The 24,752-nt window shown below is 36.0% G+C and carries 31 protein-coding genes; 5 read left to right on the top strand and 26 right to left on the bottom strand.

All coding sequences use genetic code 11. The features are described 5' to 3' along the window. Positions 1-73: 73 nt before the first annotated feature. Positions 74-490, bottom strand: a complete 417-nt coding sequence (locus KI338_RS04425) for a CoA-binding protein (RefSeq protein WP_212919745.1) — start codon at positions 488-490, stop codon at positions 74-76. A 223-nt stretch (positions 491-713) separates the two neighbouring features. Between KI338_RS04425 and plsY the strand changes: the two genes are divergently transcribed. From plsY to yidD, 3 genes are all read left to right on the top strand, one after another. Beyond that, on the top strand, positions 714-1,295 hold the full coding sequence (gene plsY, locus KI338_RS04420) for a glycerol-3-phosphate 1-O-acyltransferase PlsY (RefSeq protein WP_212919744.1): 582 nt from the start codon (positions 714-716) through the stop codon (positions 1,293-1,295). A gap of 143 nt (positions 1,296-1,438) precedes the next feature. Continuing rightward, the gene (gene folE2, locus KI338_RS04415; protein WP_212919743.1) at positions 1,439-2,356 is read left to right on the top strand and encodes a GTP cyclohydrolase FolE2; all 918 of its coding nucleotides are present in this window, start codon (positions 1,439-1,441) and stop codon (positions 2,354-2,356) included. A 20-nt stretch (positions 2,357-2,376) separates the two neighbouring features. Beyond that, on the top strand, positions 2,377-2,616 hold the full coding sequence (gene yidD / locus KI338_RS04410; protein ID WP_212919742.1) for a membrane protein insertion efficiency factor YidD: 240 nt from the start codon (positions 2,377-2,379) through the stop codon (positions 2,614-2,616). A gap of 17 nt (positions 2,617-2,633) precedes the next feature. On the opposite strand, the gene KI338_RS04405 is transcribed toward yidD, so the two are convergent. From KI338_RS04405 to KI338_RS04375, 7 genes are all read right to left on the bottom strand, one after another. Beyond that, a complete protein-coding gene (locus KI338_RS04405; protein ID WP_212919741.1) occupies positions 2,634-2,933 on the bottom strand; it encodes a hypothetical protein in 300 nt (99 codons plus the stop codon). After that, the gene (locus tag KI338_RS04400; protein WP_212919740.1) at positions 2,933-3,358 is read right to left on the bottom strand and encodes an acyl-CoA thioesterase; all 426 of its coding nucleotides are present in this window, start codon (positions 3,356-3,358) and stop codon (positions 2,933-2,935) included. Before KI338_RS04400 ends, KI338_RS04405 begins: the two co-directional genes overlap by 1 nt. A 99-nt stretch (positions 3,359-3,457) precedes the next feature. Next, positions 3,458-3,682: a small acid-soluble spore protein Tlp gene (gene tlp / locus KI338_RS04395; protein ID WP_212919739.1), complete on the bottom strand. Its 225-nt coding sequence runs from the start codon at positions 3,680-3,682 to the stop codon at positions 3,458-3,460. 171 nt (positions 3,683-3,853) lie between these two features. Beyond that, positions 3,854-4,036 (bottom strand): FbpB family small basic protein, encoded by a 183-nt coding sequence (locus KI338_RS04390; protein WP_244853334.1) that lies wholly within the window; start codon positions 4,034-4,036, stop codon positions 3,854-3,856. 41 nt (positions 4,037-4,077) lie between these two features. Beyond that, entirely contained in the window at positions 4,078-4,668 is a 591-nt protein-coding gene (locus KI338_RS04385; protein WP_212919738.1) for a TlpA family protein disulfide reductase, read from the bottom strand. 250 nt (positions 4,669-4,918) lie between these two features. Further along, entirely contained in the window at positions 4,919-7,624 is a 2,706-nt protein-coding gene (acnA, locus tag KI338_RS04380) for an aconitate hydratase AcnA (RefSeq protein ID WP_212919737.1), read from the bottom strand. 235 nt (positions 7,625-7,859) lie between these two features. Then, entirely contained in the window at positions 7,860-8,960 is a 1,101-nt protein-coding gene (locus KI338_RS04375) for an ATP-binding protein (RefSeq protein ID WP_212919736.1), read from the bottom strand. Between the two features lie 254 nt (positions 8,961-9,214). Here KI338_RS04375 and KI338_RS04370 point away from each other — a divergent pair, with 254 nt between their 5' ends. Then, positions 9,215-9,694, top strand: coding sequence for a DUF2621 family protein (locus tag KI338_RS04370; RefSeq protein ID WP_212919735.1), 480 nt, complete (start codon positions 9,215-9,217; stop codon positions 9,692-9,694). An 11-nt stretch (positions 9,695-9,705) separates the two neighbouring features. Here the strand turns inward: KI338_RS04370 and KI338_RS04365 are convergent, their stop codons facing one another. The 10 genes from KI338_RS04365 to KI338_RS04320 all read right to left on the bottom strand — a co-directional run bounded on the left by KI338_RS04365 (position 9,706) and on the right by KI338_RS04320 (position 16,133). Next, positions 9,706-10,182: a CcdC family protein gene (locus KI338_RS04365; RefSeq protein ID WP_212919734.1), complete on the bottom strand. Its 477-nt coding sequence runs from the start codon at positions 10,180-10,182 to the stop codon at positions 9,706-9,708. A 29-nt stretch (positions 10,183-10,211) separates the two neighbouring features. Continuing rightward, positions 10,212-10,583: a response regulator gene (locus KI338_RS04360; protein ID WP_212920045.1), complete on the bottom strand. Its 372-nt coding sequence runs from the start codon at positions 10,581-10,583 to the stop codon at positions 10,212-10,214. 35 nt (positions 10,584-10,618) lie between these two features. Continuing rightward, positions 10,619-11,053 (bottom strand): Na(+)/H(+) antiporter subunit B, encoded by a 435-nt coding sequence (locus KI338_RS04355; protein ID WP_212919733.1) that lies wholly within the window; start codon positions 11,051-11,053, stop codon positions 10,619-10,621. Positions 11,054-11,106: 53 nt separating this feature from the next. Then, the gene (locus tag KI338_RS04350) at positions 11,107-11,811 is read right to left on the bottom strand and encodes a cytochrome c biogenesis CcdA family protein (RefSeq protein ID WP_212919732.1); all 705 of its coding nucleotides are present in this window, start codon (positions 11,809-11,811) and stop codon (positions 11,107-11,109) included. Between the two features lie 189 nt (positions 11,812-12,000). Continuing rightward, positions 12,001-12,222, bottom strand: coding sequence for a YneF family protein (locus KI338_RS04345; protein ID WP_212919731.1), 222 nt, complete (start codon positions 12,220-12,222; stop codon positions 12,001-12,003). A 52-nt stretch (positions 12,223-12,274) separates the two neighbouring features. Beyond that, positions 12,275-12,727 (bottom strand): sporulation inhibitor of replication protein SirA, encoded by a 453-nt coding sequence (gene sirA / locus KI338_RS04340; RefSeq protein WP_212919730.1) that lies wholly within the window; start codon positions 12,725-12,727, stop codon positions 12,275-12,277. Next, positions 12,724-12,873, bottom strand: a complete 150-nt coding sequence (locus KI338_RS04335; protein WP_212919729.1) for a hypothetical protein — start codon at positions 12,871-12,873, stop codon at positions 12,724-12,726. Before KI338_RS04335 ends, sirA begins: the two co-directional genes overlap by 4 nt. Before the next feature lie 152 nt (positions 12,874-13,025). Beyond that, complete coding sequence (tkt, locus tag KI338_RS04330; protein WP_212919728.1) at positions 13,026-15,026, bottom strand: transketolase; 2,001 nt, start codon at positions 15,024-15,026, stop codon at positions 13,026-13,028. 109 nt (positions 15,027-15,135) lie between these two features. Beyond that, positions 15,136-15,372: a DUF896 domain-containing protein gene (locus KI338_RS04325; RefSeq protein ID WP_212919727.1), complete on the bottom strand. Its 237-nt coding sequence runs from the start codon at positions 15,370-15,372 to the stop codon at positions 15,136-15,138. 101 nt (positions 15,373-15,473) lie between these two features. After that, entirely contained in the window at positions 15,474-16,133 is a 660-nt protein-coding gene (locus KI338_RS04320) for a YneB family resolvase-like protein (RefSeq protein WP_212919726.1), read from the bottom strand. A 270-nt stretch (positions 16,134-16,403) separates the two neighbouring features. Between KI338_RS04320 and lexA the strand changes: the two genes are divergently transcribed. After that, on the top strand, positions 16,404-17,027 hold the full coding sequence (lexA, locus tag KI338_RS04315) for a transcriptional repressor LexA (protein ID WP_212919725.1): 624 nt from the start codon (positions 16,404-16,406) through the stop codon (positions 17,025-17,027). Between the two features lie 240 nt (positions 17,028-17,267). On the opposite strand, the gene KI338_RS04310 is transcribed toward lexA, so the two are convergent. The 8 genes from KI338_RS04310 to miaA all read right to left on the bottom strand — a co-directional run bounded on the left by KI338_RS04310 (position 17,268) and on the right by miaA (position 24,737). Next, a complete protein-coding gene (locus tag KI338_RS04310; protein WP_212919724.1) occupies positions 17,268-17,642 on the bottom strand; it encodes a PH domain-containing protein in 375 nt (124 codons plus the stop codon). A gap of 339 nt (positions 17,643-17,981) precedes the next feature. Then, positions 17,982-19,313 (bottom strand): type I glutamate--ammonia ligase, encoded by a 1,332-nt coding sequence (gene glnA / locus KI338_RS04305; RefSeq protein WP_212919723.1) that lies wholly within the window; start codon positions 19,311-19,313, stop codon positions 17,982-17,984. 45 nt (positions 19,314-19,358) lie between these two features. Further along, positions 19,359-19,757 (bottom strand): MerR family transcriptional regulator, encoded by a 399-nt coding sequence (locus KI338_RS04300; RefSeq protein WP_212919722.1) that lies wholly within the window; start codon positions 19,755-19,757, stop codon positions 19,359-19,361. Positions 19,758-19,902: 145 nt separating this feature from the next. After that, positions 19,903-21,138, bottom strand: coding sequence for a methionine gamma-lyase family protein (locus KI338_RS04295; RefSeq protein WP_212919721.1), 1,236 nt, complete (start codon positions 21,136-21,138; stop codon positions 19,903-19,905). A gap of 3 nt (positions 21,139-21,141) precedes the next feature. Continuing rightward, complete coding sequence (gene hflX / locus KI338_RS04290) at positions 21,142-22,383, bottom strand: GTPase HflX (RefSeq protein ID WP_212919720.1); 1,242 nt, start codon at positions 22,381-22,383, stop codon at positions 21,142-21,144. Between the two features lie 52 nt (positions 22,384-22,435). Further along, positions 22,436-23,371 carry a stage V sporulation protein K gene (gene spoVK / locus KI338_RS04285; protein WP_212919719.1) on the bottom strand — a complete coding sequence of 312 codons (936 nt, stop codon included), beginning with the start codon at positions 23,369-23,371 and terminating at the stop codon, positions 22,436-22,438. A gap of 167 nt (positions 23,372-23,538) precedes the next feature. Continuing rightward, positions 23,539-23,763, bottom strand: coding sequence for an RNA chaperone Hfq (gene hfq / locus KI338_RS04280; RefSeq protein WP_212919718.1), 225 nt, complete (start codon positions 23,761-23,763; stop codon positions 23,539-23,541). Positions 23,764-23,804: 41 nt separating this feature from the next. Further along, positions 23,805-24,737, bottom strand: a complete 933-nt coding sequence (gene miaA / locus KI338_RS04275; RefSeq protein ID WP_212919717.1) for a tRNA (adenosine(37)-N6)-dimethylallyltransferase MiaA — start codon at positions 24,735-24,737, stop codon at positions 23,805-23,807. Positions 24,738-24,752 lie beyond the last annotated feature (15 nt).

The raw sequence follows: 24,752 nt of genomic DNA, 5'->3' as shown, positions 1-24,752 counted from the left end.
CCTTTTTAAAAAGGTAAGAAAATCTAGTAAGCACAGTCCGATAGGAAAAGGATGACCAGAAGCCATCCTTTTCTCATTTCTTATTTACTAGAACTGCATGTGCTACTTTAATACATAAATCCATAATAACAGTAAAACCACGCTCTTGTAAGTAATTATAGGCTTCCTCATTAACAATTCCTTGTTGCGCCCAGAAAACCTTGCAACTCGTTTGAGCTGCTTCTTTAGCTACTTCCGGCAAGTACTCAGGACGACGAAATACATTAATAATATCAATAGGTTCTGGAACGTCAAGTAAGGATTTATATGCCTTTTCACCTAATACTTCATCAACAGTTGGATTGACAGGAATAATTCGGTATCCAACTTCTTGCATAATTTTTGAAATTTGGTAAGATGTTTTTCCGGGGTTATCCGATAAACCAACCACCGCTATGGTTTTTGATGATTCTAGGAGATCTTTAATAATATTATTACTCGGGTTTTGCATGTAGGTAACTCCCTTCCATTTAGCTTATACTTATAATAATGTAGCATGTCCATTGAAATCATACCGTTTTTTTAATTTAATAGCCATCATTTCACACAGCTATGGCATTTGTAATAAAAAAAGAATAAAGTTTATTAGTTTTAGTACCTTCTATTAATACTTCGTGTTAAAATAAAAAATAAGCTTACATATTGTGATAATAACAAGGAAAGTAGGAATTTTTATGGAATTTGCGCTCTTTGCAGTAATTGCCTATCTTCTTGGTTCTATTCCTTCAGGTCTCATTGTCGGTAAACTCGGTTACAACATTGATATACGACAGCATGGAAGTGGGAATTTAGGTGGAACGAATACCTTTAGAGTGCTAGGTGTAAAAGCAGGCATCATCGTAACACTCGCTGACATTCTTAAAGGAACTCTTGCAACATTACTTCCTCTATTTTTTGATGTCGAGGTTTACCGACTTGGAATTGGGATTTTTGCTGTTTTAGGTCATACATACCCACTTTTCGCTAAATTTAAAGGTGGCAAAGCAGTGGCTACTTCAGGTGGGATAATTCTAGGTGTTAGTCCAATATTATTTGGTGTAATGGTGTTAACCTTTTTAATCACTCTATACATTTCTAAATATGTGTCACTTTCATCTATGATTACTGGTATTATTTCATTTATCGTTTCCCTTTTTATTGGTGACATCGGATTAAGAATTGTAATCGCTGCACTTACTCTATTTGTCATTTTAAGGCATCGCGCAAACATTAAACGGATTATTAATAAGACGGAACCAAAAATTACATGGATGTAAGACGGGATAATTGAAAAATAACAATAACATGACTTATACTTTGAGAGTAGTGATGTTATACGAGAACTTGGCGTTCGCTTATTGCGGATGCCTTCATTGTATATAACATAATTGTTGGGGACAGAAAAGAAAGGGATTATTTTATGAATGTAAAAGACAATTCGCAAAAAATTTTACCAAATAAAATAGAAAGACTTAAGCTGTTTGGTTCAGTTGAGCCTGGGCCAAAACATAAACCTACAGAAAAGGATAAAATGTCGGATTTGCAAAATTTACAAAAGGACTTTCTATTTGAGCTAGATGCAGTAGGAATAACGAATGTAAAATATCCGGTCATCCTAAAGAGCAAGTTAAAGCCCTATACTCAGAACAGCATTGGTACCTTTACCTTCACCTCAAGTATCAAACAAACAAGTAAAGGAACGAATATGAGTCGTTTTATGGAACAACTCGAGTTGTATAGTAAAAACGGGTTTATTTTCGAACTTAATACACTAAAAGAATTTACAAAAGAGCTCGCTGAACGACTTGGACAACGGGATGCTACCGTTGAAATAAACACCACCTGGTTCTATGAACGTAAAGGGCCAAGTAGTCAAATTGCTGGACTAAACCATGCAGACATAAATCTAATCGTATCCTATCATCAAGATTCGGGTTACAAGGTAAGTGCTGGGCTTTCAGTATTCGTTACAACACTTTGCCCTTGCTCCAAGGAAATCAGTGAATATAGTGCACATAATCAGCGAGGCAATGTTTCGATTCAGGTCTCGCTTACAGAAGACTTTAACGAAGATGAATTTGATTGGAAATATGCGCTATTAGAAGCAGCTGAAAGTAATGCTAGTTCAAGGCTGCATCCAATTTTGAAGCGTCCTGATGAGAAGATGGTCACAGAAGGAGCATATGAAAATCCTAGATTTGTTGAAGATATGGCACGACTTGTAGCAGCTGATTTATATGAATTACCTTATGTGAAAAGCTTTGAGGTTACTTGTCAAAATGAAGAGTCAATTCATATGCATGATGCTATTGCAACAATACGTTATACGAAAGAATAACGTTAAAGAAGGGTACTAAAATGAAATATATTTTTATTGGAATTATAAAGTTTTATCGGAAGGCTATTAGTCCCTTGACACCCCCTTCTTGTCGCTTTTATCCAACTTGTTCGGAATACGGACTTGAAGCGATACGAAGATTTGGAGCATTTAAGGGTGGGTACTTAACGATTAAAAGGATTAGTAAATGCCATCCATTTCACCCTGGTGGTGTCGATCTAGTTCCAGAAAAAAAGGTTAAAAATAAGCGTTCAGAATAAATATACTGAACGCTTTTTCACAATTTAAATCTATTGATTTGTTCCCACTGTCCCTCTTTCAATAGTATTTCTTTTTGTCTTTCTCCAAATAAATCAAAGTGAGGATATTTTTCATCACGATGGATCCAACTAGGCTGCAAGCCATACTTTTTACCCCAAGCAACTAAGGCATTAATATCTTTACAACCAACTTTTGTAACAGTGGTACAGCCTGGGAAACGATCATCGAGCCAATAATGTGTTATGAATGCTATCTCACCACTATCAATGCTCGCCTTCCATTTTTTTACATCTTGTCTTTTTAAACCGAAAGCCACTATTTTTCACCTTCAACATTCTTTAAATATAGTTCATGCCATGTTGGAAAAGCTTTTCGCAAGGATAAAGGTCGGAAATTGTCCTTTATTACTATTACATGCTTAGTAGACCCAGTCACGAAAACCTCACCTTGACTATCGATGATTTGATAACCATAAACAGTTCGAATTCCGTCATATTCTGCTAACCATGTTTCGACGAATACCTTTTCCCCATAGCGCACCGGTTTTTTATAGGAAATATGCGCATCTAGTACAGGTGATACTATATTGTTCTTTTCCATTTCTATGTAGTTTAAACCTAAATGTTCAATGAATTTAGTCCGTCCAATTTCAAACCATACTAAATAATTCGCATGATAAACGACACCCATCTGATCGGTTTCTTGGTATCTAACTTCTATTGGTGTTTGCACGCTTTTCACATTTACTTCCTCCTATCAACTATTGGTAAGTTTATCATATTCTCTTTATTAATTCATAAATAAGGCCTCAAATCTATTTAGATTTGAGGCAATTTATTCCTATTGCTGGTCACGAACTTCATCTTTAATCTCTGCACGAAAACCTTCAATCGCTTCCTCACGGCGTTTATTCTTTTCTACAATCTTTTGTTTTTCTTCACCAGAAGTAATCTGCATGGTTTCATGTGCAGCTTCAATATTTTCAATGGTATCTTGAATCATGTCTTGAAGCTTTTCAACATTATCACTACGGTCATCTGGTTTTGGTGAATATTTATCAGTCACTTGACATCCTCCTTGAATCGTTGTTGCCAAAGGCAATGTTATTTTTTGATATTACGACAAGCTCTATACTCAAATAACAGCAATTCAAAAAGGAAAAACCTCATTAATATGTAATAAACTGGTTACATTTTAATGAGGCTTACATGTAATTGGATTGGATCATAGTCTAGACTATGCTTCTCGACGCCTAGAAATTTCTTCCCTTGCTCGTTTTTCTAAATTATCCTCGATACGGTCCAAGATTTCTCGATCTTCCAAAATTTGTTGGCGATTGGCTTGAACCAGCTCTTCAAAAGTAAGACGTTTCTTTAAAGAAATGGTAATCACTCCCTTTTTACAACTAAGTATTACCATCTCTTATTCTTTTTATAATAATTTTTGCAAAATTATAACCGTTAATTTAAGGAGTTCAGCATGTCTACCATGAAATCATAGGTCATTGGACCAACATGTCTTGGTACTTGTATGACCCCATCTGAACCAATAAAATAGGATGTTGGAATAGTCATTGCCAAATACTGATCAGTTATTTTATTATCCTTATCAATACCTACCGGGAACGTGTAGTCGTTTTCCTCAAGAAAATTCCTTACTGCTTGCTCATTACGCTCAGATCCAGTTGCATTTATTGCAATAATTTTGATTTGATCTCCATACTCCTCATAAAATCGCTGTAATTCAGGCATCTCCTCCTTACAGGGTGGACACCATGTAGCCCAAAAGTTCACAAGTACCTTTTTACCTTTTAAATTGGAAAGCTTAATCCTTTCACCATCAATCATTGGAACCTCAAAGTCAGGTGCCAGTTCCCCCTCGTTAAGAAATTTAGCATTCGGTGAAACAATGGAAACACCTTTGACTGAGGTGTCACCTGTTACGTCAACCAAATTTGGACCAGACTCCTTTTTATTTAAGTCAGTTACATTTATGATAAGGATGACAGCTAAAGCTATCATGACAATTATGGCAATAATTCTTTTCAGCATATGGTTAACTCCCTATAAATTATTGTATATGTTTATAATATACATCTTAGAAGGTATTTATAAAGTGTTTGTACTTTTATTCATAGAGATTTCACATTTGGAATCGATATCTTCAAATAAAAAAATCATTATAATCATTTACATAGAATATTTAAGTGCTTTCATAAAAAAAACGAGCCCTGTTAGGAACTCGTTTTTTTTATCATTTGGAGCTAGTGGCCGGAGATTTCGCAACCTCACGATCTTGAGCTTAGTTAGCCAATTTATCACGTAATACCATCTGTAAGATACCACCGTGACGATAATAATCAATCTCAACTTCACTATCAAAACGAACTACTGCTTTGAATTCAGTTATTTTACCATTTTCATCAGTAGCAGTTACTCTTACAAGATCATGTGGTTTAACATTTTCACCTATTTCAAGATTGAATGTTTCTTTACCTGTCAAACCTAACTTGTCAGCGCTTTGCCCTTTTTCAAACTGTAATGGTAGAACACCCATCATTACTAGGTTAGAACGGTGAATACGCTCGAAGCTTTCAGCAATAACCATTTTAATACCTAATAGGTTAGTACCTTTAGCTGCCCAGTCACGGGATGATCCCATACCATAATCTTTACCTGCAAGTACTACTAATCCAGTATTATCTTGCTGATACTTCATAGCAGCATCATAAATAGGCATAACTTCACCAGTTGGCCAATAAGTTGTGTAGCCACCCTCTGTTCCAGGAGCTATTTGGTTACGGATACGGATGTTTGCAAATGTTCCGCGCATCATGACTTCATGGTTACCACGACGTGATCCGTAAGAGTTGAAGTTTCTTGGTGAAACTCCTTTTTCCTGTAAATATAAGCCTGCTGGCATATTTTTAGCGATTGCACCAGCTGGTGAAATATGGTCCGTTGTTACTGAATCCCCAAATTTTCCGATAACACGTAGGTTACTAAGTGCTTCAACCTTACCTGGTTCTTTTGATAACCCTTCAAAGTAAGGTGGGTTTTGAATATACGTTGAGTTCTCATCCCATTCAAAAATAGGTTCATCTGTTGTTTTAATTTCATTCCATTTATCATTAGAGCTGAATACATTTTCATACTCTTTACGGAAGATTTCAGGGTTTACAACCTTTTGTACTTCTTGTTTAATTTCATCCATTGAAGGCCAGATATCTTTTAAGTATACTGGTTCTCCATCAACGTCTGTACCTAATGCTTCGTTAGATAAATCAATATCTACAGAACCAGCAAGCGCATAAGCAACTACTAATGGTGGAGATGCTAAATAGTTAGCTTTTACTAATGGATGTATACGACCTTCAAAGTTACGGTTACCAGAAAGTACCGATGCAACAGTTAAATCATTAGCTGCTATAGCTTCTTCAATTTCAGGAAGAAGTGGACCAGAGTTACCGATACATGTTGTACAGCCATATCCTACTAAGCTAAATCCTAGTTTATCAAGGTATGGCATTAAACCTGCGTCCTCTAAATAACGGGTAACTACTTTCGATCCTGGTGCCAATGATGTTTTAACAAATGCAGGAACTTCAAGTCCTTTTTCTACTGCCTTCTTAGCCAATAGACCTGCACCTAACATTACATAAGGGTTAGATGTGTTTGTACAAGAAGTGATAGCTGCAATCGCAACAGAACCTGTTTTCATTACTGTTTCTTTTCCATTAGATAGCTTAACTGTTACTTCTTTATCAAATTCTGATTTATCTAAGCCAAATCCTTGGTTTCCTGAAGGAGCAGTAATAGCTTTATTAAATTCCTTCTTCATTTGAGAAAGAGGAATTAAATCCTGTGGACGCTTTGGTCCTGAAAGGTTTGGTTCTAGCTCAGAAAGATTGATTTCAACAACCTCAGTATATTCTGGATCTTTAACATCAGAAGAGTACCATAGGTCGTTCTCTTGACAGTATTTTTCAACTAGCTTAATTTGTTCTTCACTACGTCCCGTTAAACGTAAATAGTTAAGTGACTCCTCATCAATAGGGAAGAATCCACATGTTGCACCATATTCTGGAGCCATATTTGAAATCGTTGCACGATCAGCCAGTGGCATATCCTTTAATCCTGGACCAAAATATTCTACAAACTTACCTACTACGTTTTTCTCACGTAAAACTTGTGTTACTTTAAGTGCTAAATCGGTTGCAGTTGTCCCTTGAGGGAAACTACCTGTAAATTTAACTCCAATTACCTCTGGAGCTGGGAAATATGATGGTTGACCTAGCATTCCAGCTTCCGCCTCAATACCACCTACACCCCAACCAAGAACACCTAAACCATTGATCATGGTAGTGTGGGAGTCGGTACCAACTAGTGTATCTGGGAATGCATCATATTCACCGTTTTCGTTTTCATTTGCATGAACGACATTAGCAAGGTACTCAAGGTTAACTTGGTGTACAATACCAGTTGCAGGTGGAACTGCACGGTAATTTTCAAATGCTTTTTGAGCCCAGTGTAGGAACTCGTAACGCTCACCATTTCGTTCAAATTCAAGATCCATATTTGCTTTCAACGCAGCTGGCGTTCCATATTGATCGACCTGAACGGAGTGGTCAATAACAAGATCTACTGGTACTTCTGGATTAATTTTGTTTGGTTCTCCCCCTAAGTCCACCATTGCTTTACGTAAGGAAGCAAGGTCAACTACTGCAGGCACACCTGTGAAGTCTTGAAGGATAACACGTGAAGGCTTGAATGGAACATCGACACCTTCTCCTTCCTTTGTTCCCCATTTTGCTAGTCCTTTTACATGTTCATCATTAATTACGCGGCCATCATATTGGCGAACTAGAGATTCTAATAGTACACGAATTGAATATGGTAATCTATCAATTTTACCTAATCCGGCTTCTTCTAATGCCTTTAGTTGATAGAAATTATATGTCTTACCATTCAATTCAAACTTCTTTTTTGCATTGAAGTTCTCTCCCATATTCGCTAACCCCTCTCTTTCATTGTTGTACTTTAAAAAACATCATCGCTATAAAAGCCTTTCCAAAATCTATTGGATTACTACATTATTCATCATAAAGTAAAATCAGGTATAAAACAATTGTTTTATACCTGATTTTACTATACGAATATCTTATTCAAGGCGATAAGATTTCCTTATCATTATAATATGATATAATTCAGCAAAAATTATTGCGTTAATAAATATGTAAAAATTATAATGGTAATCTAATTCGAAAGGTGCTTCCTTTAATTTCATTTTGTAAGATTTCAAGATTCGCTTGATGTCGTTCTAATAGTTGCTTCGTGATCATTAAGCCAAGTCCGGTACCGTGTTGCTTAGTCGTAAAAAAAGGTTCCCCTAATTTGTGTATCACTTCTTCAGGAATGCCTGGACCTTCATCTGCAATATCAATGATAACTTCATCATCTTCCAAACGAATAGTAACGGTGATGCTTCCAGGCTCTTCCATCGCTTCTATCGCATTTTTAATAATATTGATGAATACCTGCTTAATTTGTGACTTATCACAATAAATAGATGGTTCTTCGCCTAATACATCTAGCGTGATATTTTTTAATTTTGCTTGTGGTCTGAGTAGCTCCAAAACATCTTCTATCATTTGAGATAAAGATTCCTCTTGCTTATTATCTGTTAGAGGCTTGGAAATAAACAAGAGTTCTGAAGTGATTGTTTCCATTTTTTCAATCTCATCAATCATAATTTTATAATAAACATCCTTACGATTAACGCCAGCCTGTAATAGCTGAAGAAAACCTTTAATAGATGTTAAAGGATTACGGATTTCGTGTGCAATTCCGGCGGCTAATTGGCCTGCGATTGACATTTTTTCGGAACGAATCATCATTTCTTCTACTTCTTTTTTTTCAGTCATATCACGAATAGTTGATACGTAGTAAACGTTACCATTCATAGGATCAACTAACTTAGAAATCTTGCATTCACACCATATTAATTTTTGATCGAAATTCTTTAATCGAAGCTGAAATGTTTGATTTGTAAAAGATTCTCGAACAAATTCCTTCCTTACATAATTAGCATCCTCATCGACAAAAAGTTCCAAATATGAGCGTCCTACTAATTCATGTGGCTTATATCCGAGCACTCGCTCAATTGCATTTGAAAAGAATATTCCAATCCCATTCTCGTCCCAAACGGTAAAGAAATCACTGCTATTATTTTCAATCCAAACAATGATAAATTCGGGTAAACGTAGTAAATTAGATTGCTCTAAAGAGGGGCCATTTTTTGCCGAAGCTTGGCGCAATATGTAATTGTTTAATTCATTCTCCATGGAATTCGCCCCTTTACTGCAAATTGTAACAAATAAAATCTTTTTATTACTATATGTATGTCCAATTACAAATATGAAAGTTTGTTTATTATGTATTTTATATTATAATTATATTAGCATACATCATTACTAATCGTAACATGTTTATCTGAATTATTACTACTCTTCATATGTAAAATTACCGCAATGTTATCATTTATTCAACTAAAAAGATAAAAAAGTCGACACGCGAAGGACTAGAAAAGGTGATATATATGTCATTATTTGATAATTTTCTTATCGTATTTTGGGGTTTCTTTATGATTGGTATAATGGCGATTGGTGGCTATTTCATGTTCCGAAAGTTTTTAAAACAACTTCCTAGGCAGGATGGGAAATCGACGATGGACTGGGAAATCCACTATCTCGAGAAGACGAAACATATGTGGGAAGATAATGAAAAGAATTTACTAGAAGAATTAGTGTCCCCTGTTCCTGAGTTATTCCGAGATGTCGCTAGACAAAAAATTGCCAGTAAAATTGGTGAAGTTGCACTCCATAAGGGTTTGAATAAAATAAATCAGGAAGTATTAATTGAAGGCTATATTCTTGCGACACCAAAGCGTGATCATAAATTTTTACGAAAAAAATTAAAGCAGAAAGAAATAGATATTGAACCCTATGAGGAATTATTTTCACTTTCAAAAGATGATTATCGTTCGAATTGGCAGGCGCAGTATAAAAAGAACAGCTAAAAAAGGTGTCTTCATGTAGAAGACACCTTTAACTTTTTTTCAAGCTGTTTATATTTATAGAGCATGGCCAGTCTCCAAGAAACTATCATACCGAATGCTAGTAAAAAGAACATTCCGCTAGTCTCACCTAGGGAAACTGCACTTCCTATTATCAGTTTTAAAATAATACGAACAAATAACAATCCAAACAATATAAATATAAATGCTTTAGATGGAATAAGATAAATATTATTTTCTCGAATTTCAAATTTAGAATATCTTATTAAGAAAATCGAGAATACAACCCCTACAACAATTGATTCTACCACCTGTGGCCATTCGAGTTGGAATTGGGGGAACAAAAACATTGCTGCCCCAGTACTCATAAACAATGGTGGTAATATAATTGATTTAACCGATGCAGGTCTTCTTGAAGCCTTTAATCTCATAAAAATCATAAATGTAGCCATAAAAAAAGCCAAAACCGTTGTTGCAATAATCCAAAACATATTGACACACTCTTTCTGGTGTAATGAAGTTAGTTAACAGTATATGAGAGAATTCGACTTACTGTTTCTAAAACACGATGCTCGTCAAATGGTTTTACGATAAAATCCTTAGCTCCAAGTTCGATGGCCTCAACAACAACTTTTTGGTGCCCCATCGCCGAACATACAACAACCTGTGCTTTCGGATCCAACTTCTTAATTTCTTTCATAGCATCTATCCCATTCATAACTGGCATAGTAATGTCCATGATAACTAAATCAGGGTTTGTATTTTTATAAAGTGATACAGCCTCTTCCCCATTTTCTGCCTCACCTACAATTTCATGCATGTCCTTCGTAAGAATTGTTTGTAAAGTAGCTCGCATGAATTTCGCATCATCAACAATTAGAATTCTTGCCATTTTCACTCCGCTCCCCCATTACAAAAATCAACTACTTACACTTCTTTTTTATCGTTTGCTATGTTTACAATAATTGTTACTGTGACACCAACAACTGTGAGATATACCCCTAAATCAAATAAAGTTGCTGTAGCAAGCTCCACTTCTCCAAAAACAGGAAATTTAAAGTAACCATAAGTATGTGATAAAAATGGAACATCAAAAAGAAATGAACCCATACTAGTCAATAATGCTACCAAAAGGCCAATCGGTATCAACATACGGAAATTTATCGGTATTATCTTTTCTACGAATTTGATCCCATATGCCATGTATAGTAATACAATAGCAGCTGAAGTTACGAGCCCTCCAACAAATCCACCACCTGGGGAATTGTGACCTGCCATAAACAAATAGATGGAAAACCCTAATAGAAGAAAAGCGATTAAAGCTGTAGCGGTTTGCAATATTAAATTATTAGGTTTATCCATGAATTCACTTCCTTTTATCTATCTATTTGATACTATCATAATATAATTTGGTATTAAAATCCATAGAAACCGAACCAGCCCGCTAGAAAAGCAGTAAGTTTAGTCATCCAATCAAAAAATAGCGCAATACCTAAAGCAATCATAATATAGCCACCAATTTTAACTAATTTTTGGCTATTTCGTTTAATCCACCCTAGCTTCCCAATAAAGAAGGATAAGACAAGGAATGGAATTGAAAAACCAAGGATATAGGCAATCATCATCACCATACCTTTACTTGGTTCTGTTGCGGTTAAAGTAAAGACCACGCCTAAGATTGGGCCAGTACATGGAGTCCAACCTAATGAAAAAGCAAGTCCAATTAAAGTAGATCCTAAGTATCCTGATGGACGATTCTTAAATGTTATTTTCTTATCCTTCATTAAAAATTTAAAATTAAATATACCAACTATTACAAGTCCAAAGAAGATGATTAATAATGCTCCAACCTGTCTTATTATATCCTGGTATGCAATTAGAAACTGTGACAAGGCTGAGGTAAAAAATCCAAAAACAATAAAGATACTAGAAAAGCCTATTAAAAAGCAGATTGTATGCAATAGACTTTTTCGATTTAACATGGTGTTTTCTTCTTTTATTTCACTAACACTCATACCGGTTATGTATGATAGGAAGGCCGGATATAGTGGTAATACACATGGTGAAATAAAAGAAAGAAATCCTGCACCAAATGCAAGAAAAATATTAATTTCTGACATAGTATGCCTCCTGATTACATTCTTTCATCTTATTATAGCAGAAAGAAAACGATTACCAATGACAGGAATATGACAATTAGAGAAACAAATCAAGATTAGATAATATTAAAAAAACACCCCATACTCCATAGTACGGGGTGTTTGTGCAATGTATTCATAAGTATAGTAATTCATGATTCCTGTACAATACTATTTATCCATTTGATTATTCATTGCACGCATCATTTGATTGATTTTCTTCTGCGAAGGCTTTTGACCCATTTGCATCATTAGCGTACGAAGCATTTGCTCATTAATAGGTGGATTCTTTTTCAAGTAACTCATCATATACTTTCTTGCAATAAAAAATCCAAGAGCAACACCGGCTATTAAAGCTGCTAAAGCAATTAGTACAACCCAAATTGTGCCCATCTTTCCATTTTCCTCCTTCGTGTTGTCTCTTATCCAGTATAGTAAAACAGTTCTAAGAATACAATACCTCATCATTATTATACACAGAACTTGTCCTTACAGGCGAGATCCAACCATAATTTTCATAATGATTATCCACGATAAAAATATATGGATAGAACCGTCGTAAGGTAGCGAATAATAATTCCTCAGCATCCTGTAATGTTTCACAACGAAATTTTATATGTTTTTCATAAATATGTAAAGCAATATAGTAATGCCTATTACCTAGTTCAACAAATTCACTTCTTTTTTCCTTATATAAAGTGTTCTTAGGTTGTCTGATTAACTGTGACGTTAACGATTCTTTTGGGAAGCCTTTAGTAATAAAATTAAATTGCATCCTTAAGTCATTTCGAGATTGTTCATCATGATATTCCTGTAAAAAACGATATAATACATCACTTTTATAGTAATAATGTATGGCAAATTCTTCTTTGATCAAATAAACCATATACTCTTTCAATTCAACAACCCCTTCCCTTTTCTACTATAATATACGTAGTCTATTAAAAATAGTGTCATATCCTGTAAGGATTTCGCACTAGTTTTGTCGAAAAGGAAATAGCTTGCCTCTTTTGCCGTACTAAATACTGAAACTTCTTTTTTCAATCTGGACTGTCCCCTAAGAAAGGCAGGTATTAACTTTAACTTGCAATGCATTGAATACAGTGCAAAAATATTTTTTCCTTATGAGTAAACATAAAAATGCCAATTAATTCGGAGAAAAATTAATTGGCATTTTTGTATCCATTACATTCTGTTTATTTAGATAATGATTTTACTTGTTTAACAACATTATCAACAGTGAATCCATATTCTTCTATCAGCTTCTCACCATTTGCTGAAGCTCCAAACGTATCAATTCCCATTACCTTCCCGTCTAGTCCAACATAGCGTTCCCATCCGAGAGGTGAACCCATCTCAATAGCAACTCTAGATTTTACAGATTTTGGAAGAACTGTTTCTTTATAGCTTTCATCCTGTGCATCAAATAAATCCCAAGATGCCATACTTACAACACGAACATCGATATTATCTTTACGAAGTTCTTTTTGTGCCTCAACAGCAAGTTGAACCTCAGAGCCAGAAGCGATTAATATTGCGTCTGGTGTATCTTTTTCAGAATCACTTAATATATAAGCACCACGCTTAACACCTTCATATGCTTTTTCCTTCGTACCCACAAGTGTAGGTAAATCCTGTCTTGTTAAAACCAAAATAGTTGGCCGATCCGTTGATTCAACCGCTAATCTCCACGCTGCTTGTGTTTCATTACCATCTGCAGGTCTAATAACAGATAGGTTTGGTAATGCACGAAGCGAAGCAAGCTGTTCTATCGGCTCGTGTGTTGGTCCATCTTCCCCTACTGCAATGGAGTCGTGAGTAAACACATACGTTACAGGCATTTTCATAATAGCTGACAAACGGATAGCCGGACGTAAATAATCACTAAATACAAAGAATGTTCCTCCGAAAACCTTCAAGCCACCATGTAACGCCATTCCATTAAGTGCAGCACCCATGGCATGCTCACGCACACCAAACCATATATTTCTTCCAGCATAATTATTTCTTGAAAGATCATCCTCATCTTTGATGGTAGTTTTATTAGAACCTGCTAAGTCAGCACTACCTCCTAAGAAATACGGTACAGCTGTAGCAATAGCATTTAGCACTTCTCCAGATGAAGAACGTGTTGCTATAGATTTCCCAGGTTCATATACAGGTAAATTGTTTAACCAACCTTCAGGTAGCTCACCTTTCATTGCTAGCTCAAATTCTCTTGCTTCTTGCGGATACTTTTCCTTATAAGCAGCAAATAATCGGTTCCATTCCTCCTCTAGCTGTTCACCCTTTACCACAATTTTTTCTTTGAAGTCTGCATATACTTCCTCTGGTACATGAAAATCATCATGTCCCCATTGATAGAATTCTTTCGTTAAAACTACTTCATCCTTTCCAAGTGGTGAACCATGGGAAGCAGCTGATGCGGATTTATTTGGTGAACCATACCCAATGACCGTTTTAATTTCAATTAATGTAGGCTGTTCTGTATTTTCTTTTGCTGCTTTAATAGCTGAGCGGATTTGCGTAATATCATTACCATCTTCCACTCGAATAACCTGCCAGCCGTAAGCCTTAAAGCGCTCCTCAGTATTGTCAGAAAATGCCCGGTTTAATTCTCCGTCTAAAGAAATATCATTCGAATCATATAATGCAATTAGCTTACCTAATTTTAAATGACCTGCAAGAGATGCAGCTTCATGGGAAATTCCTTCCATTAAATCCCCATCACTAATTAAAGCATATGTATAGTGATCTACAATGTTCAGATTGTCCCTATTATATTTTGCTGCTAAATGAGCCTCAGCTAATGCCATACCAACAGACATCGCAATACCCTGCCCAAGTGGACCGGTGGTAGCCTCTACACCATCTGTATGGTGTACCTCGGGATGACCTGGCGTTCTTGAGCCCCATTGACGAAACTCCTTAATATCCTCTATCGTAACATCATACCCCGAAAGATGAAGCATTCCATATAATAGCATAGAACCATGACCTGCTGATAATACAAATCGATCCCTATTAAACCATTTTGAATTTTTGGGATTGTGATTCATAAAGTCCGTCCAAAGTGTATAGGTCATTGGTGCAGCTCCCATTGGTAGACCTGGATGCCCCGAATTAGCTTTTTCTATGGCATCAATAGCCAATGTACGGATTGTGTTAATCGATAATTGTTCAACATGATTTACCATGATGTAGCTCCTTTCTCTTGCAATCGATTTATTTTTTAACCATGTTTATCTTATACTGAAAATGGTTGGTAAACAAGTAATACTATAATCGTTCATATATTCTCCACGCTTAGTGATTTCTATTTCTTTCTTGCATATCACGTAACTTTTGAGGTGTTACATCATTTCCAGTGGGATCAATAACTGTTAAGGTTTTTAATTGGTTTTTAAAGGAGCTACGCACATTCTTCAAATATTCTCCACGAAGCTTCTCTTGTTCCACCTTTTCTTTCTCTGTTAAACCTTCTTCACTCTTTGCCTTTTTTGCAAGTTCATTTATTCTTAAAAGTTTTTCCTTTGATAACAAAATAAATTTCCTCCTTCATCTTTCCTGCTAAAACAGAACCCCAACACGGGTCAGAATTCACATAGAAAAAGCAAGAACATTGATCTGTCCTTGCTTAAATATTACCTGTTCGTTTTGTCGGAATCAATTAATTGATACTCCTGATATCTTCTATGTACGGTTGCCTTTGAAACCTCATACCCTAACCCTCTTAATGTTGCGGCAATCTCGCTAAAGGTCAATTCCTTCTCACGGAGTCGAACTATTTCTTCAATCGGCACTTCCTTCCTTTCTCTTCCTGGTGCAAATTGGTGATTGGAAAGATTTTTAGTAGGATTATATCCATTGGCAACAGCCCTTTTCATTCCTCGTTTAATTTTAGCATTATGTATTTTTCGTTGATACTCTTCAACAATTCCAACAATTTGCAAAATCATGGAGTCTGCTTCTGCGATTTCAAGTTTTCCTTCATGTATGGCTGTATAAATAGAAATATTATGCTTTAATAATTGATGAAATAATGCAATCTTCGTGTTTCCTCTTCCAAGTCTTGTTTCATCTTGAATCAATAGACAATCCGCACGACCAGCTTCAAAATCCTGCAGCAATTCAAAAATGCCTTCCCGTTCGATTTCGAATCCACTTGCTTGTTCCTCTATACATTTGACTACTTCGAAGTGATAACGTTCCGCTAAATCATAAAGCTCTTCTTTTTGTCGTTTTAGTGAGGTTTCCTGTGATTTCTTTTCTGTACTTACTCGGCAGTATATAATAGCTCTCAAATTAAAAAACTCCCATTATGCACTAATTAGTGAAAGGTATAAGAATCCTAATGTCACAGCAAAAGCAGCAATATAAAACAAATCTGTCTTGTTAACTTTTCCAAACATCTCTTCATCACCCTTTCCTATCATATAAGAACCTTTGTTCGCTAAATTTATTATAGCAGAACATACGCTCTTGTCAACACTTTTCTCGAACGAATGTTTGCGTTTTAATTTGATAGATGATAAACTAGCATTAATAAATAATATGAGCGAGGTGTTTAATAGATGACAAAAATGTCAAAAAGGCAACAGGCGATATTAGATTACATAAAAGATCAAGTTAGATTAAAGGGATACCCGCCATCTGTTCGAGAGATAGCAGAAGCTGTGGGACTTGCCTCCAGTTCCACTGTTCATGGCCATCTATCGCGTTTAGAGAGTAAAGGATATATTCGTAGAGACCCTACAAAGCCACGGGCGATTGAAATACTAGATTTAGAAGAGGAAAGTACTATTCCAAAAGATGAAGCTCGTTATGCACCGGTTATTGGAAAAGTAACAGCGGGAATACCGATTACCGCTGTGGAAAACATAGAAGAATATGTTCCAATCCCAAGTTCAACTGCTGGACCTGATGAAAACCTATTTGTTTTAGTTATTGATGGAGAGAGTATGATTGAGGCAGGTATATTAGATGGGGACATGGTTATTGTCAAACAACAAAATACAGCGCAGAATAGCGATATTGTCGTAGCGATGACAGAGGACAATGAAGCTACTGTCAAACGCTTCTTTAAAGAAAAAGATCATGTGCGCTTACAACCTGAAAATGCAACATTGGAACCATTAATCTATAATAATGTATCCATTCTAGGCAAGGTTGTTGGATTATACCGTCATATTCATTAGAACATTGAATTGAAAAGCCGATAAGCTAAGATTTCCCTTGGCTCATCGGCTTTTTTGAATTTTTCTTTTATTGATGCTACTTAACTCTACTTTTATTTTTCATCTCTTTTAAATGCTATGAGGTAATGGATTACCTAAAACGGAAAAGCATTTAAATTATAAGTCTTAGCCTTTTACAGTAGGAAAATAGAAATTAAATAACATATAAAACGAAAAAAGGCACTCCCAAAACGGATGCCCCTATAAATCATATTTGTACGATATTCCAGCTTTTTCAGTAGCTGCTTTAGCTGCATTTCTTATTTCTTCTTTAACTTCATGCGGATTTTTGACCTTTTTCAAGGTAATCCGAGGGTTGGATTCATTAGCACTAATAACTACAATGTCACCTACGTTTCTCACTTTATCTGTCAATGTCTGATTGACAGATATATCTTTTACTTTGAATAATTCGATATCATTTAAGGTTTTAGTCATCACGCCCTGTTTCCTAATCAGTATTCGCTCGTTAGTTAAAGTGTAATGCTCTTTCGGAATTTTAAGTACTCCTTCTTTATTCCCTTTGATTCCAAAATAATCAGTCTCAAACTCTAGCAAAGTTTTTTCCTCGCTCACACTTACCACTCCTTTTAATTAATAACTCCCTTAAGCCTAGAAAAAATAACAAAATTATTACAATATTACTCATAATTATAATATCGTATTTCGACTATAAATAAAATTACTAGTTTTGACATAAACGAACTTTATCCCAACTATGGGAACGTCTGTTCAGACGTTTATTCCAGCGTACCACTAAAAACAGAACAAAAAAATACTGCCCTATTAAAGACTACAAGGACAGTATTTTAAAATAATATTTTTTTCTAATTTCGGGGGTAAAATGGGGGTAATTAGCGTACAGTCGACCCAAAATCACCTACCACCCCAGACAAAAACATTAATATATCAATCTTAATACATCGTTAAGTATTGTTCTCTTTCCCAAGGATGAACGGTTGTTCTAAACATATTCCACTCAATTTCCTTCGCTTCAATAAAATGCTCAAACAGGTGTTCACCCATAGCATCTACGATAACAGCATTCTTTTTAAGCTCTGTTAATGCATTCATTAGTGTAGATGGTAAATCTTCAATATGATTTTCCAAGCGTTCTTCTTTCGTCATTACATATATATTTCGGTCTACTGCTGGCGGAGGAGTTAGTTTGTTCTCAATTCCATCAAGTCCTGCAGCAAGCAACACAGATAGTGCAAGATATGGGTTTGCAGATGGATCGACACTACGAACCTCAACACGAGTACTTAGGCCACGGGAATTCGGAATACGTAATAATGGACTTCTATTCATCGCTGACCAAGCCACATAACTAGGTGCCTCGTAACCAGGTACTAGTCGTTTATAGGAATTAACGGTCGGATTAGTAACAGCGGTAAAGCTAGTTGCATGCTTCATGATTCCTGCTATAAATTGATAAGCTGTATCACTAAGCTGTAGTTTTCCTTTCGGATCAAAAAACGTATTCTCACCATCTTTAAATAGGGACATATTTACATGCATGCCTGAACCATTCACGCCAAATAGAGGCTTTGGCATAAATGTAGCATGAAGATTATGCTTTCTAGCGATTGTCTTAACAACTAGCTTAAATGTTTGGATATCATCTGCGTGCTTAACTGCATCGGAATATTTAAAATCGATTTCATGTTGGCCAGGAGCCACCTCATGGTGTGATGCTTCAATTTCAAAGCCCATCTCTTCTAATTCTAAAACGATGTCACGACGGCAATTTTCTCCTAAGTCTGTTGGTGCAAGATCAAAATAACCACCATGGTCATTCAGTTCTAGCGAAGGATCACCATTCTCATCCAATTTAAACAAAAAGAATTCCGGTTCTGTTCCAATATTAAACGCATCATAACCTAACTCAGCCATTTTCTTAAGGTTGCGTTTAAGGTTATATCTTGGACAACCTTCAAAAGGAGTTCCATCTGGATTGTAAATGTCACAAATAAAACGTGCAACCTTCCCTTTTTCAGATGTCCACGGAAAGATAACAAAGGTATCTAGGTCAGGATATAAATACATATCTGATTCTTCAATTCGAACAAATCCTTCAATGGATGAACCATCAAACATCATTTTGTTATCAAGTGCCTTCTGTAATTGACTAAGAGGTATTTCTACATTTTTAATCGTCCCTAACATATCAGTAAATTGGAGGCGAATAAATCTAACATTCTCGTCTTTAATTTTTTGCTCAATTTCTTTTCGTGTGTAGCTCATAAAATCTCCTCCTACGTTTTTAGAGCTGTACCTACTCACCATTCCTTAGCGTTGCGTAAAAAACCGTGCTAATTCTCCTTGGCGGAGGCTTGCTCTTCCGAATCTTCCAGCATCATTAATTTCTCTTCTCAAGATTTCTCTAAGTTCTCGTTCAGATAGTTTGGGTTGCTTATTACTCACTTCTTGCTTTTCTTCTCTCTCTTCTTCGCCTGTAAGTAAAAGCTTAATTCCTGCAAGGTTCAAACCCTTATCCAAGTAGTTTTTAATCTCAAGAAGACGATCAACATCATTAAATGAAAACAATCGTTGATTTCCAGAAGTTCTTTCTGGAGTAACTAGCCCATGCTCTTCATAATAACGAATTTGTCTAGCGGTTAATTCTGTTAGCTTCATAACAATTCCAATCGCAAATAGAGGCATGGAACGACGATCCTTATCATTCATGACTAAGACCTCCCTTTAACATTCAAAATTATATTACGTGTAAGGTATTCTGTCAATAACATGTTAGATAACTTAACACAAGGATAAATTCTGTAAAACTTATGTAATAGAATAGTCAGCAGGAACCATTCCTACTGACTATTCATTATGCTTTCATTTTCTCTAACATTACCTGTGCAGCCTCTATAATCGCAATTTTTACATGTGCATAGGTTAATCCACCTTGGACAAATGCTGTGTATGGCTCTCTAATCGGCCCATCTGCAGACAGTTCAATACTTGAGCCTTGAATAAATGTTCCAGCTGCCATAATGACATCATCCTCATAGCCAGGCATTTCACTTGGATATGGAGTCACATATGAATTAACTGGAGAGTTCTTTTGTATTTCCTGACAGAAAGCAACCATTTGCTCTGCGGTTTGGAATGTTACAGACTGTATAAGATCCGTTCTATCCGATTGATAATCAGGTTTTGTCATAAAACCTAACAGTTCAAGAAATCGTGAGGTAAAAACAGCTCCCTTTAATGCCTCTCCTACAACATGTGGAGCAAGGAAAAACCCTTGGAACATTTCCTGCAGAACATTAAATGTAGCACCAACCTCTTTCCCTAAACCAGGTGCGGTTAAACGATAAGCACATAATGTAACCAGATTTTCTTTTCCAACAATATATCCACCAGCTCGGACAATGCCACCGCCTGGGTTTTTAATTAATGAACCTGCAATTATATCTGCTCCAACATGTAATGGCTCTCTTGCTTCCACAAATTCCCCATAGCAGTTATCAACAAATATTATAATATCGTTTCGAATACTTTTAACAAATGTTACCATTTCCTTAATGTCCTCTATTGAAAAGGACGGGCGATCTGCGTATCCTTTAGAGCGCTGAATAGCTACGACCTTGGTGTGCTGATTAATCTGCTCTTTCACCTTTGGATAATCTATTCTTCCCTCACTAGTTAGGGAAACCTCTTTATAGGAAATCTGGTATTCTCTTAGAGAGCCTGTATTCTCTCCTCTTGTCCCGATAACTTCCTCTAATGTGTCATATGGTTTGCCAGTAATGTACATTAATTCGTCACCTGGTCTAAGCAAGCCATATAAAACCGTTGTGATGGCATGCGTTCCAGATACTAACTGCGGCCGAACGATAGCGGACTCCCCGCCAAATACTTCAGCATATACAGATTCTAAGGTATCTCGTCCCATATCATCATAGCCATAGCCACTAGTCGAATTAAAGTGGCTATCACTAACTCGATTGTTTTTGAATGCTTCTAGTACCCTTTTCTGATTTTTCTCTACCGTGCGATTTATATTGGCATGAATAACTGCAATGTCTTGTTCTGCTTTTAATACTACTTCTTCCAACATCTCTTATGCTTTCTCCTTTACAGTGCCTTGTAGTGGATGATCCATCCGGATATATCCACTTACTACATATGTTTCTGTCTCATTATCAAATTTTTTCTCGGTAATTATTGTCTCATGCCCTAAACGATTTAGCAATTGGCCATTATCAGCTTTCACTCTAATCTGGTAGGATTCCCATTCTTTTATTAATACCTCTTCCACTTTTTCACGTAGCCCTAATAAATCTTCGTTATTATAAGCACTAATCATAATATAAGGATGATTCATTGGGATAAAATCCTTTTCGAGCAAATCCTTTTTATTGTATACAGTTAGCATTGGAATGGTACTACTATCTAACTCTTCTAATAGTCCTATAACGGTTCTCTGATGCTGCTCATGGTCAGGATGGGAGCTATCCACGACATGTAATATGAAATCAGCTTCCTTTACCTCTTCAAGCGTAGAACGAAACGCAGCAATAAGTGTTGTAGGTAAATGTTGAATAAATCCAACCGTGTCAGTAAGTAATGATTCAAAGCCAGACGGAAAATGAATTTTTCTTGTTAATGGATCTAGTGTAGCAAATAGTTTATTTTCTTCTAATGATTCACTATTTGTTAAACGATTAAACAAGGTCGATTTTCCTGCGTTTGTATAACCAACAATGGCGATTTGGAAAACGTCATTTGTTTTTCTCCGTTTACGATATTGATCACGCTGCTTTACAACTTGCTTTAATCTCCGTTTAATATCGTCAATTCTTCTGCTAATATGACGCCTATCTGTTTCAAGCTTTGTTTCCCCTGGACCTCTTGTTCCAATCCCTCCACCGAGTCGGGATAGCGCTACTCCTTGACCTCGTAATCTCGGAAGTAAATATTCCAGCTGAGCCAATTCTACCTGGAGCTTCCCTTCCTTTGTTCTAGCTCTACCAGCAAAGATATCTAAGATCAATTGACTTCGATCGATTACCCTAGCATCAAGAAATTGGCTTAAATTTCTTGATTGGCTAGCAGATAATTCATCATTCGCTATAATTAATTCAATATCTAGCTGGTCAATTATTTCCTTAATTTCTGCCATTTTACCTTCACCAATATAAAAAGCAGAATGTATTCGTTCCCTATTTTGCGTAACCACTTCCAGAACCTCTCCACCTGCCGTATCGGCTAGAGATATCAATTCTTGAAGGGAGGACTCAAATAAATCATCCTGCTGGTTTGGCTTCTTAACGGCAATGATTAGAATTTTTTCCTTCGACATGTATTACAACCTTTCCTAAGATGATTCTACAATAATTATTCGTATATTGACATTACCATATTGCGTCCATATCTTCTAACTTTAAATCATTACCAGTCAATAGTATTAGTTCGTCTGGAGATATACTGTCCTTGTATAGTAGACGTACCGCTTGCATTCGGATGGCATGTTCAATAACATTTCGGATAAATCTAGCATTGGAAAAATTTCTTCCAGGATTATTACGTTGCTTATATAAAAAGTTCCTCAGCTTCCATTCCGCATCCTTGGATAGTTTATACTCTCGATCAGAAGCCATTTGCCTTGCGATTTCCATCAATTGATCAACCTCATAGTCTGGAAAATCTAAAATAAATGGAAATCTGGATTTAAGTCCAGGATTAAGTGTTAAAAATCGGTCCATCTCATACGGATAACCAGCTAAAATTAAGACAAAGTCTCCTCCACTATCCTCCATATGTTTAACTAGGGTATCGATGGCTTCTTTACCAAAATCTCTTTCTCCACCTCTTGCAAGAGAATATGCCTCATCGATAAATAGAATTCCCCCCATTGCCTTTTGAATTAGTGAACGAGTTTTTTGGGCAGTTTGACCAATATATTCACCAACTAAATCAGCCCTCTCCGCTTCGATAAAATGTCCTTTTGACAAAAGATTCATATCAAAATATATTTTAGCCAGCTTTCTAGCTACAGTTGTTTTTCCTGTACCAGGATTCCCTTTAAACAACATATGCAAAACCTGCTTTGTATTGGTTAGACCCATCTGACTCCGTTTTTCATTAATAATAATTGTTGCATAGATCTCTTTAATTTTTCGCTTTAAGCTCTCCATCCCTACAAAGGAGGAAAGCTCTTGATCGATGTGAGCAAAGGGGGCTTTTCCATGATAATGTTGATTGTTATGTTCTTCCGTTTTCGTTACCTTATTATCATGTAATACAATATTTATTTGACCATTTTTTTGATGAATCTTTTGAGATGCCAACTTTATCACTCCTTAGTCAACATATTATACGTCTGGAAGTAATAAGTTGTGACAAATGCCTATATTCTTAACTTAGAAAAAGGTCTGTATCCCACCGTACAATAAATTGTAATGTACTGGAGGGAGAACAGACCTTTTATGCACTACTTAATTGGTTAAGCTATTACTTATTCTTTATCAAGATTTACATTTTTAGCTGGTGCAAATGTGGATATAGCATGCTTAAAGATGAGCTGTTGCTTTCCTTCAGACTCTAACAATACCGTAAAATTATCGAATGCCTTGATGATCCCTCTTAGCTGAAATCCGTTCGTTAAAAATACAGTGACTGAGATATGTTCTTTTCGCAATTGATTTAAGTATTGATCCTGGATATTTACCGTTTGTGCCATCACATTTCCTCCTCTTTTCTATCTATACTATATAATTCTACTTATCTTTTTAGAAATCCTGCTAAAGCTGTAAAAATCTCAGCAAATTTCTCATTTAATGTTAATGGTTCAAGTTTATACCAATTAACATCCATTTTATTCTTAAACCAAGTAAATTGCCTCTTAGCATATCGTCTTGAGTTCCGCTTTAATAACTCAAGACAGTCCTCTAAGCCTTTCTCACCCTTTACATAAGGGATTAATTCCTTATAACCGATTGCTTTCATTGATTGATAGTTTTCATAACCATTATCCAGCAAAATTCGAACCTCGTCTATTAACCCATTCGAAACCATTTCATCTATTCGGTTATTAATACGGTTATACAGAATGTCACGTTCCATTTCAAGCCCGATTAACATGCTATCATATGGACTTTCATTCGATTGTCTCTGCTGATATTCAGTCATGGTTAAACCGGTTTTTTCATATATTTCAAGTGCCCTAATCACTCTTCTAAAATTGTGAGGATGAATTTTCGCTGCTTGAATTGGATCAATTACTTCTAAACGACGAAACAATGGTTCAATTCCTAGGGTATTCATTTCAGCTTCTAGTTTTTGTGTTAGAACGTCATCCCTCTTTTCATCAGAAAAATTATAACCTTGAAGTACTGCTTGTATGTACAGACCGCTCCCTCCCACAATAATTGGAAGACGGTTTCTTGATGCAATTTCCTCTATATATTGTTGAACATAATACTGGAAATCTGCCACAGAAAAGCTCTCATCGGGGTTTTTAATATTAAGCATATGATGTGGAATACCTTGCATTTCTTCTTCTGTAATTTTAGCAGTGCCAATATCCATGCCCCGATAAACTTGCATGGAATCGCCACTAATTATTTCTCCATTAAACCTCTTTGCGATCTCTATACTTAGCATTGTTTTACCAACAGCTGTTGGTCCAACAATAGCTATCACTTTTTGTTTCATTCTCTTTCCCCTAAA

The organism is Ornithinibacillus bavariensis, assembly GCF_018333235.1.
Taxonomy (GTDB): domain Bacteria; phylum Bacillota; class Bacilli; order Bacillales; family Amphibacillaceae; genus Ornithinibacillus; species Ornithinibacillus bavariensis.
Note: the sequence above shows the minus strand (reverse complement) of the source record. Positions and strands in the feature narration are given on the sequence as shown.

What these genes read in the sequence shown, in the direction of transcription:
- KI338_RS04425 (WP_212919745.1), bottom strand. Translation starts at nt 490, where the DNA reads ATGCAAAACCCGAGTAATAATATTATTAAAGATCTCCTAGAATCATCA.
- KI338_RS04390 (WP_244853334.1), bottom strand. Translation starts at nt 4,036, where the DNA reads ATGGTAATACTTAGTTGTAAAAAGGGAGTGATTACCATTTCTTTAAAG.
- KI338_RS04345 (WP_212919731.1), bottom strand. Translation starts at nt 12,222, where the DNA reads ATGGGCACAATTTGGGTTGTACTAATTGCTTTAGCAGCTTTAATAGCC.
- tkt (WP_212919728.1), bottom strand. Translation starts at nt 15,026, where the DNA reads ATGGTAAATCATGTTGAACAATTATCGATTAACACAATCCGTACATTG.
- KI338_RS04300 (WP_212919722.1), bottom strand. Translation starts at nt 19,757, where the DNA reads ATGAATGATAAGGATCGTCGTTCCATGCCTCTATTTGCGATTGGAATT.
- yidD (WP_212919742.1), top strand. Translation starts at nt 2,377, where the DNA reads ATGAAATATATTTTTATTGGAATTATAAAGTTTTATCGGAAGGCTATT.
- KI338_RS04385 (WP_212919738.1), bottom strand. Translation starts at nt 4,668, where the DNA reads ATGCTGAAAAGAATTATTGCCATAATTGTCATGATAGCTTTAGCTGTC.
- hflX (WP_212919720.1), bottom strand. Translation starts at nt 22,383, where the DNA reads ATGTCGAAGGAAAAAATTCTAATCATTGCCGTTAAGAAGCCAAACCAG.
- plsY (WP_212919744.1), top strand. Translation starts at nt 714, where the DNA reads ATGGAATTTGCGCTCTTTGCAGTAATTGCCTATCTTCTTGGTTCTATT.
- miaA (WP_212919717.1), bottom strand. Translation starts at nt 24,737, where the DNA reads ATGAAACAAAAAGTGATAGCTATTGTTGGACCAACAGCTGTTGGTAAA.
- KI338_RS04295 (WP_212919721.1), bottom strand. Translation starts at nt 21,138, where the DNA reads ATGTTGGAAGAAGTAGTATTAAAAGCAGAACAAGACATTGCAGTTATT.
- glnA (WP_212919723.1), bottom strand. Translation starts at nt 19,313, where the DNA reads ATGAGCTACACACGAAAAGAAATTGAGCAAAAAATTAAAGACGAGAAT.
- lexA (WP_212919725.1), top strand. Translation starts at nt 16,404, where the DNA reads ATGACAAAAATGTCAAAAAGGCAACAGGCGATATTAGATTACATAAAA.
- folE2 (WP_212919743.1), top strand. Translation starts at nt 1,439, where the DNA reads ATGAATGTAAAAGACAATTCGCAAAAAATTTTACCAAATAAAATAGAA.
- KI338_RS04375 (WP_212919736.1), bottom strand. Translation starts at nt 8,960, where the DNA reads ATGGAGAATGAATTAAACAATTACATATTGCGCCAAGCTTCGGCAAAA.
- KI338_RS04355 (WP_212919733.1), bottom strand. Translation starts at nt 11,053, where the DNA reads ATGGATAAACCTAATAATTTAATATTGCAAACCGCTACAGCTTTAATC.
- KI338_RS04350 (WP_212919732.1), bottom strand. Translation starts at nt 11,811, where the DNA reads ATGTCAGAAATTAATATTTTTCTTGCATTTGGTGCAGGATTTCTTTCT.
- KI338_RS04370 (WP_212919735.1), top strand. Translation starts at nt 9,215, where the DNA reads ATGTCATTATTTGATAATTTTCTTATCGTATTTTGGGGTTTCTTTATG.
- KI338_RS04360 (WP_212920045.1), bottom strand. Translation starts at nt 10,583, where the DNA reads ATGGCAAGAATTCTAATTGTTGATGATGCGAAATTCATGCGAGCTACT.
- hfq (WP_212919718.1), bottom strand. Translation starts at nt 23,763, where the DNA reads ATGGCACAAACGGTAAATATCCAGGATCAATACTTAAATCAATTGCGA.
- acnA (WP_212919737.1), bottom strand. Translation starts at nt 7,624, where the DNA reads ATGGGAGAGAACTTCAATGCAAAAAAGAAGTTTGAATTGAATGGTAAG.
- KI338_RS04365 (WP_212919734.1), bottom strand. Translation starts at nt 10,182, where the DNA reads ATGTTTTGGATTATTGCAACAACGGTTTTGGCTTTTTTTATGGCTACA.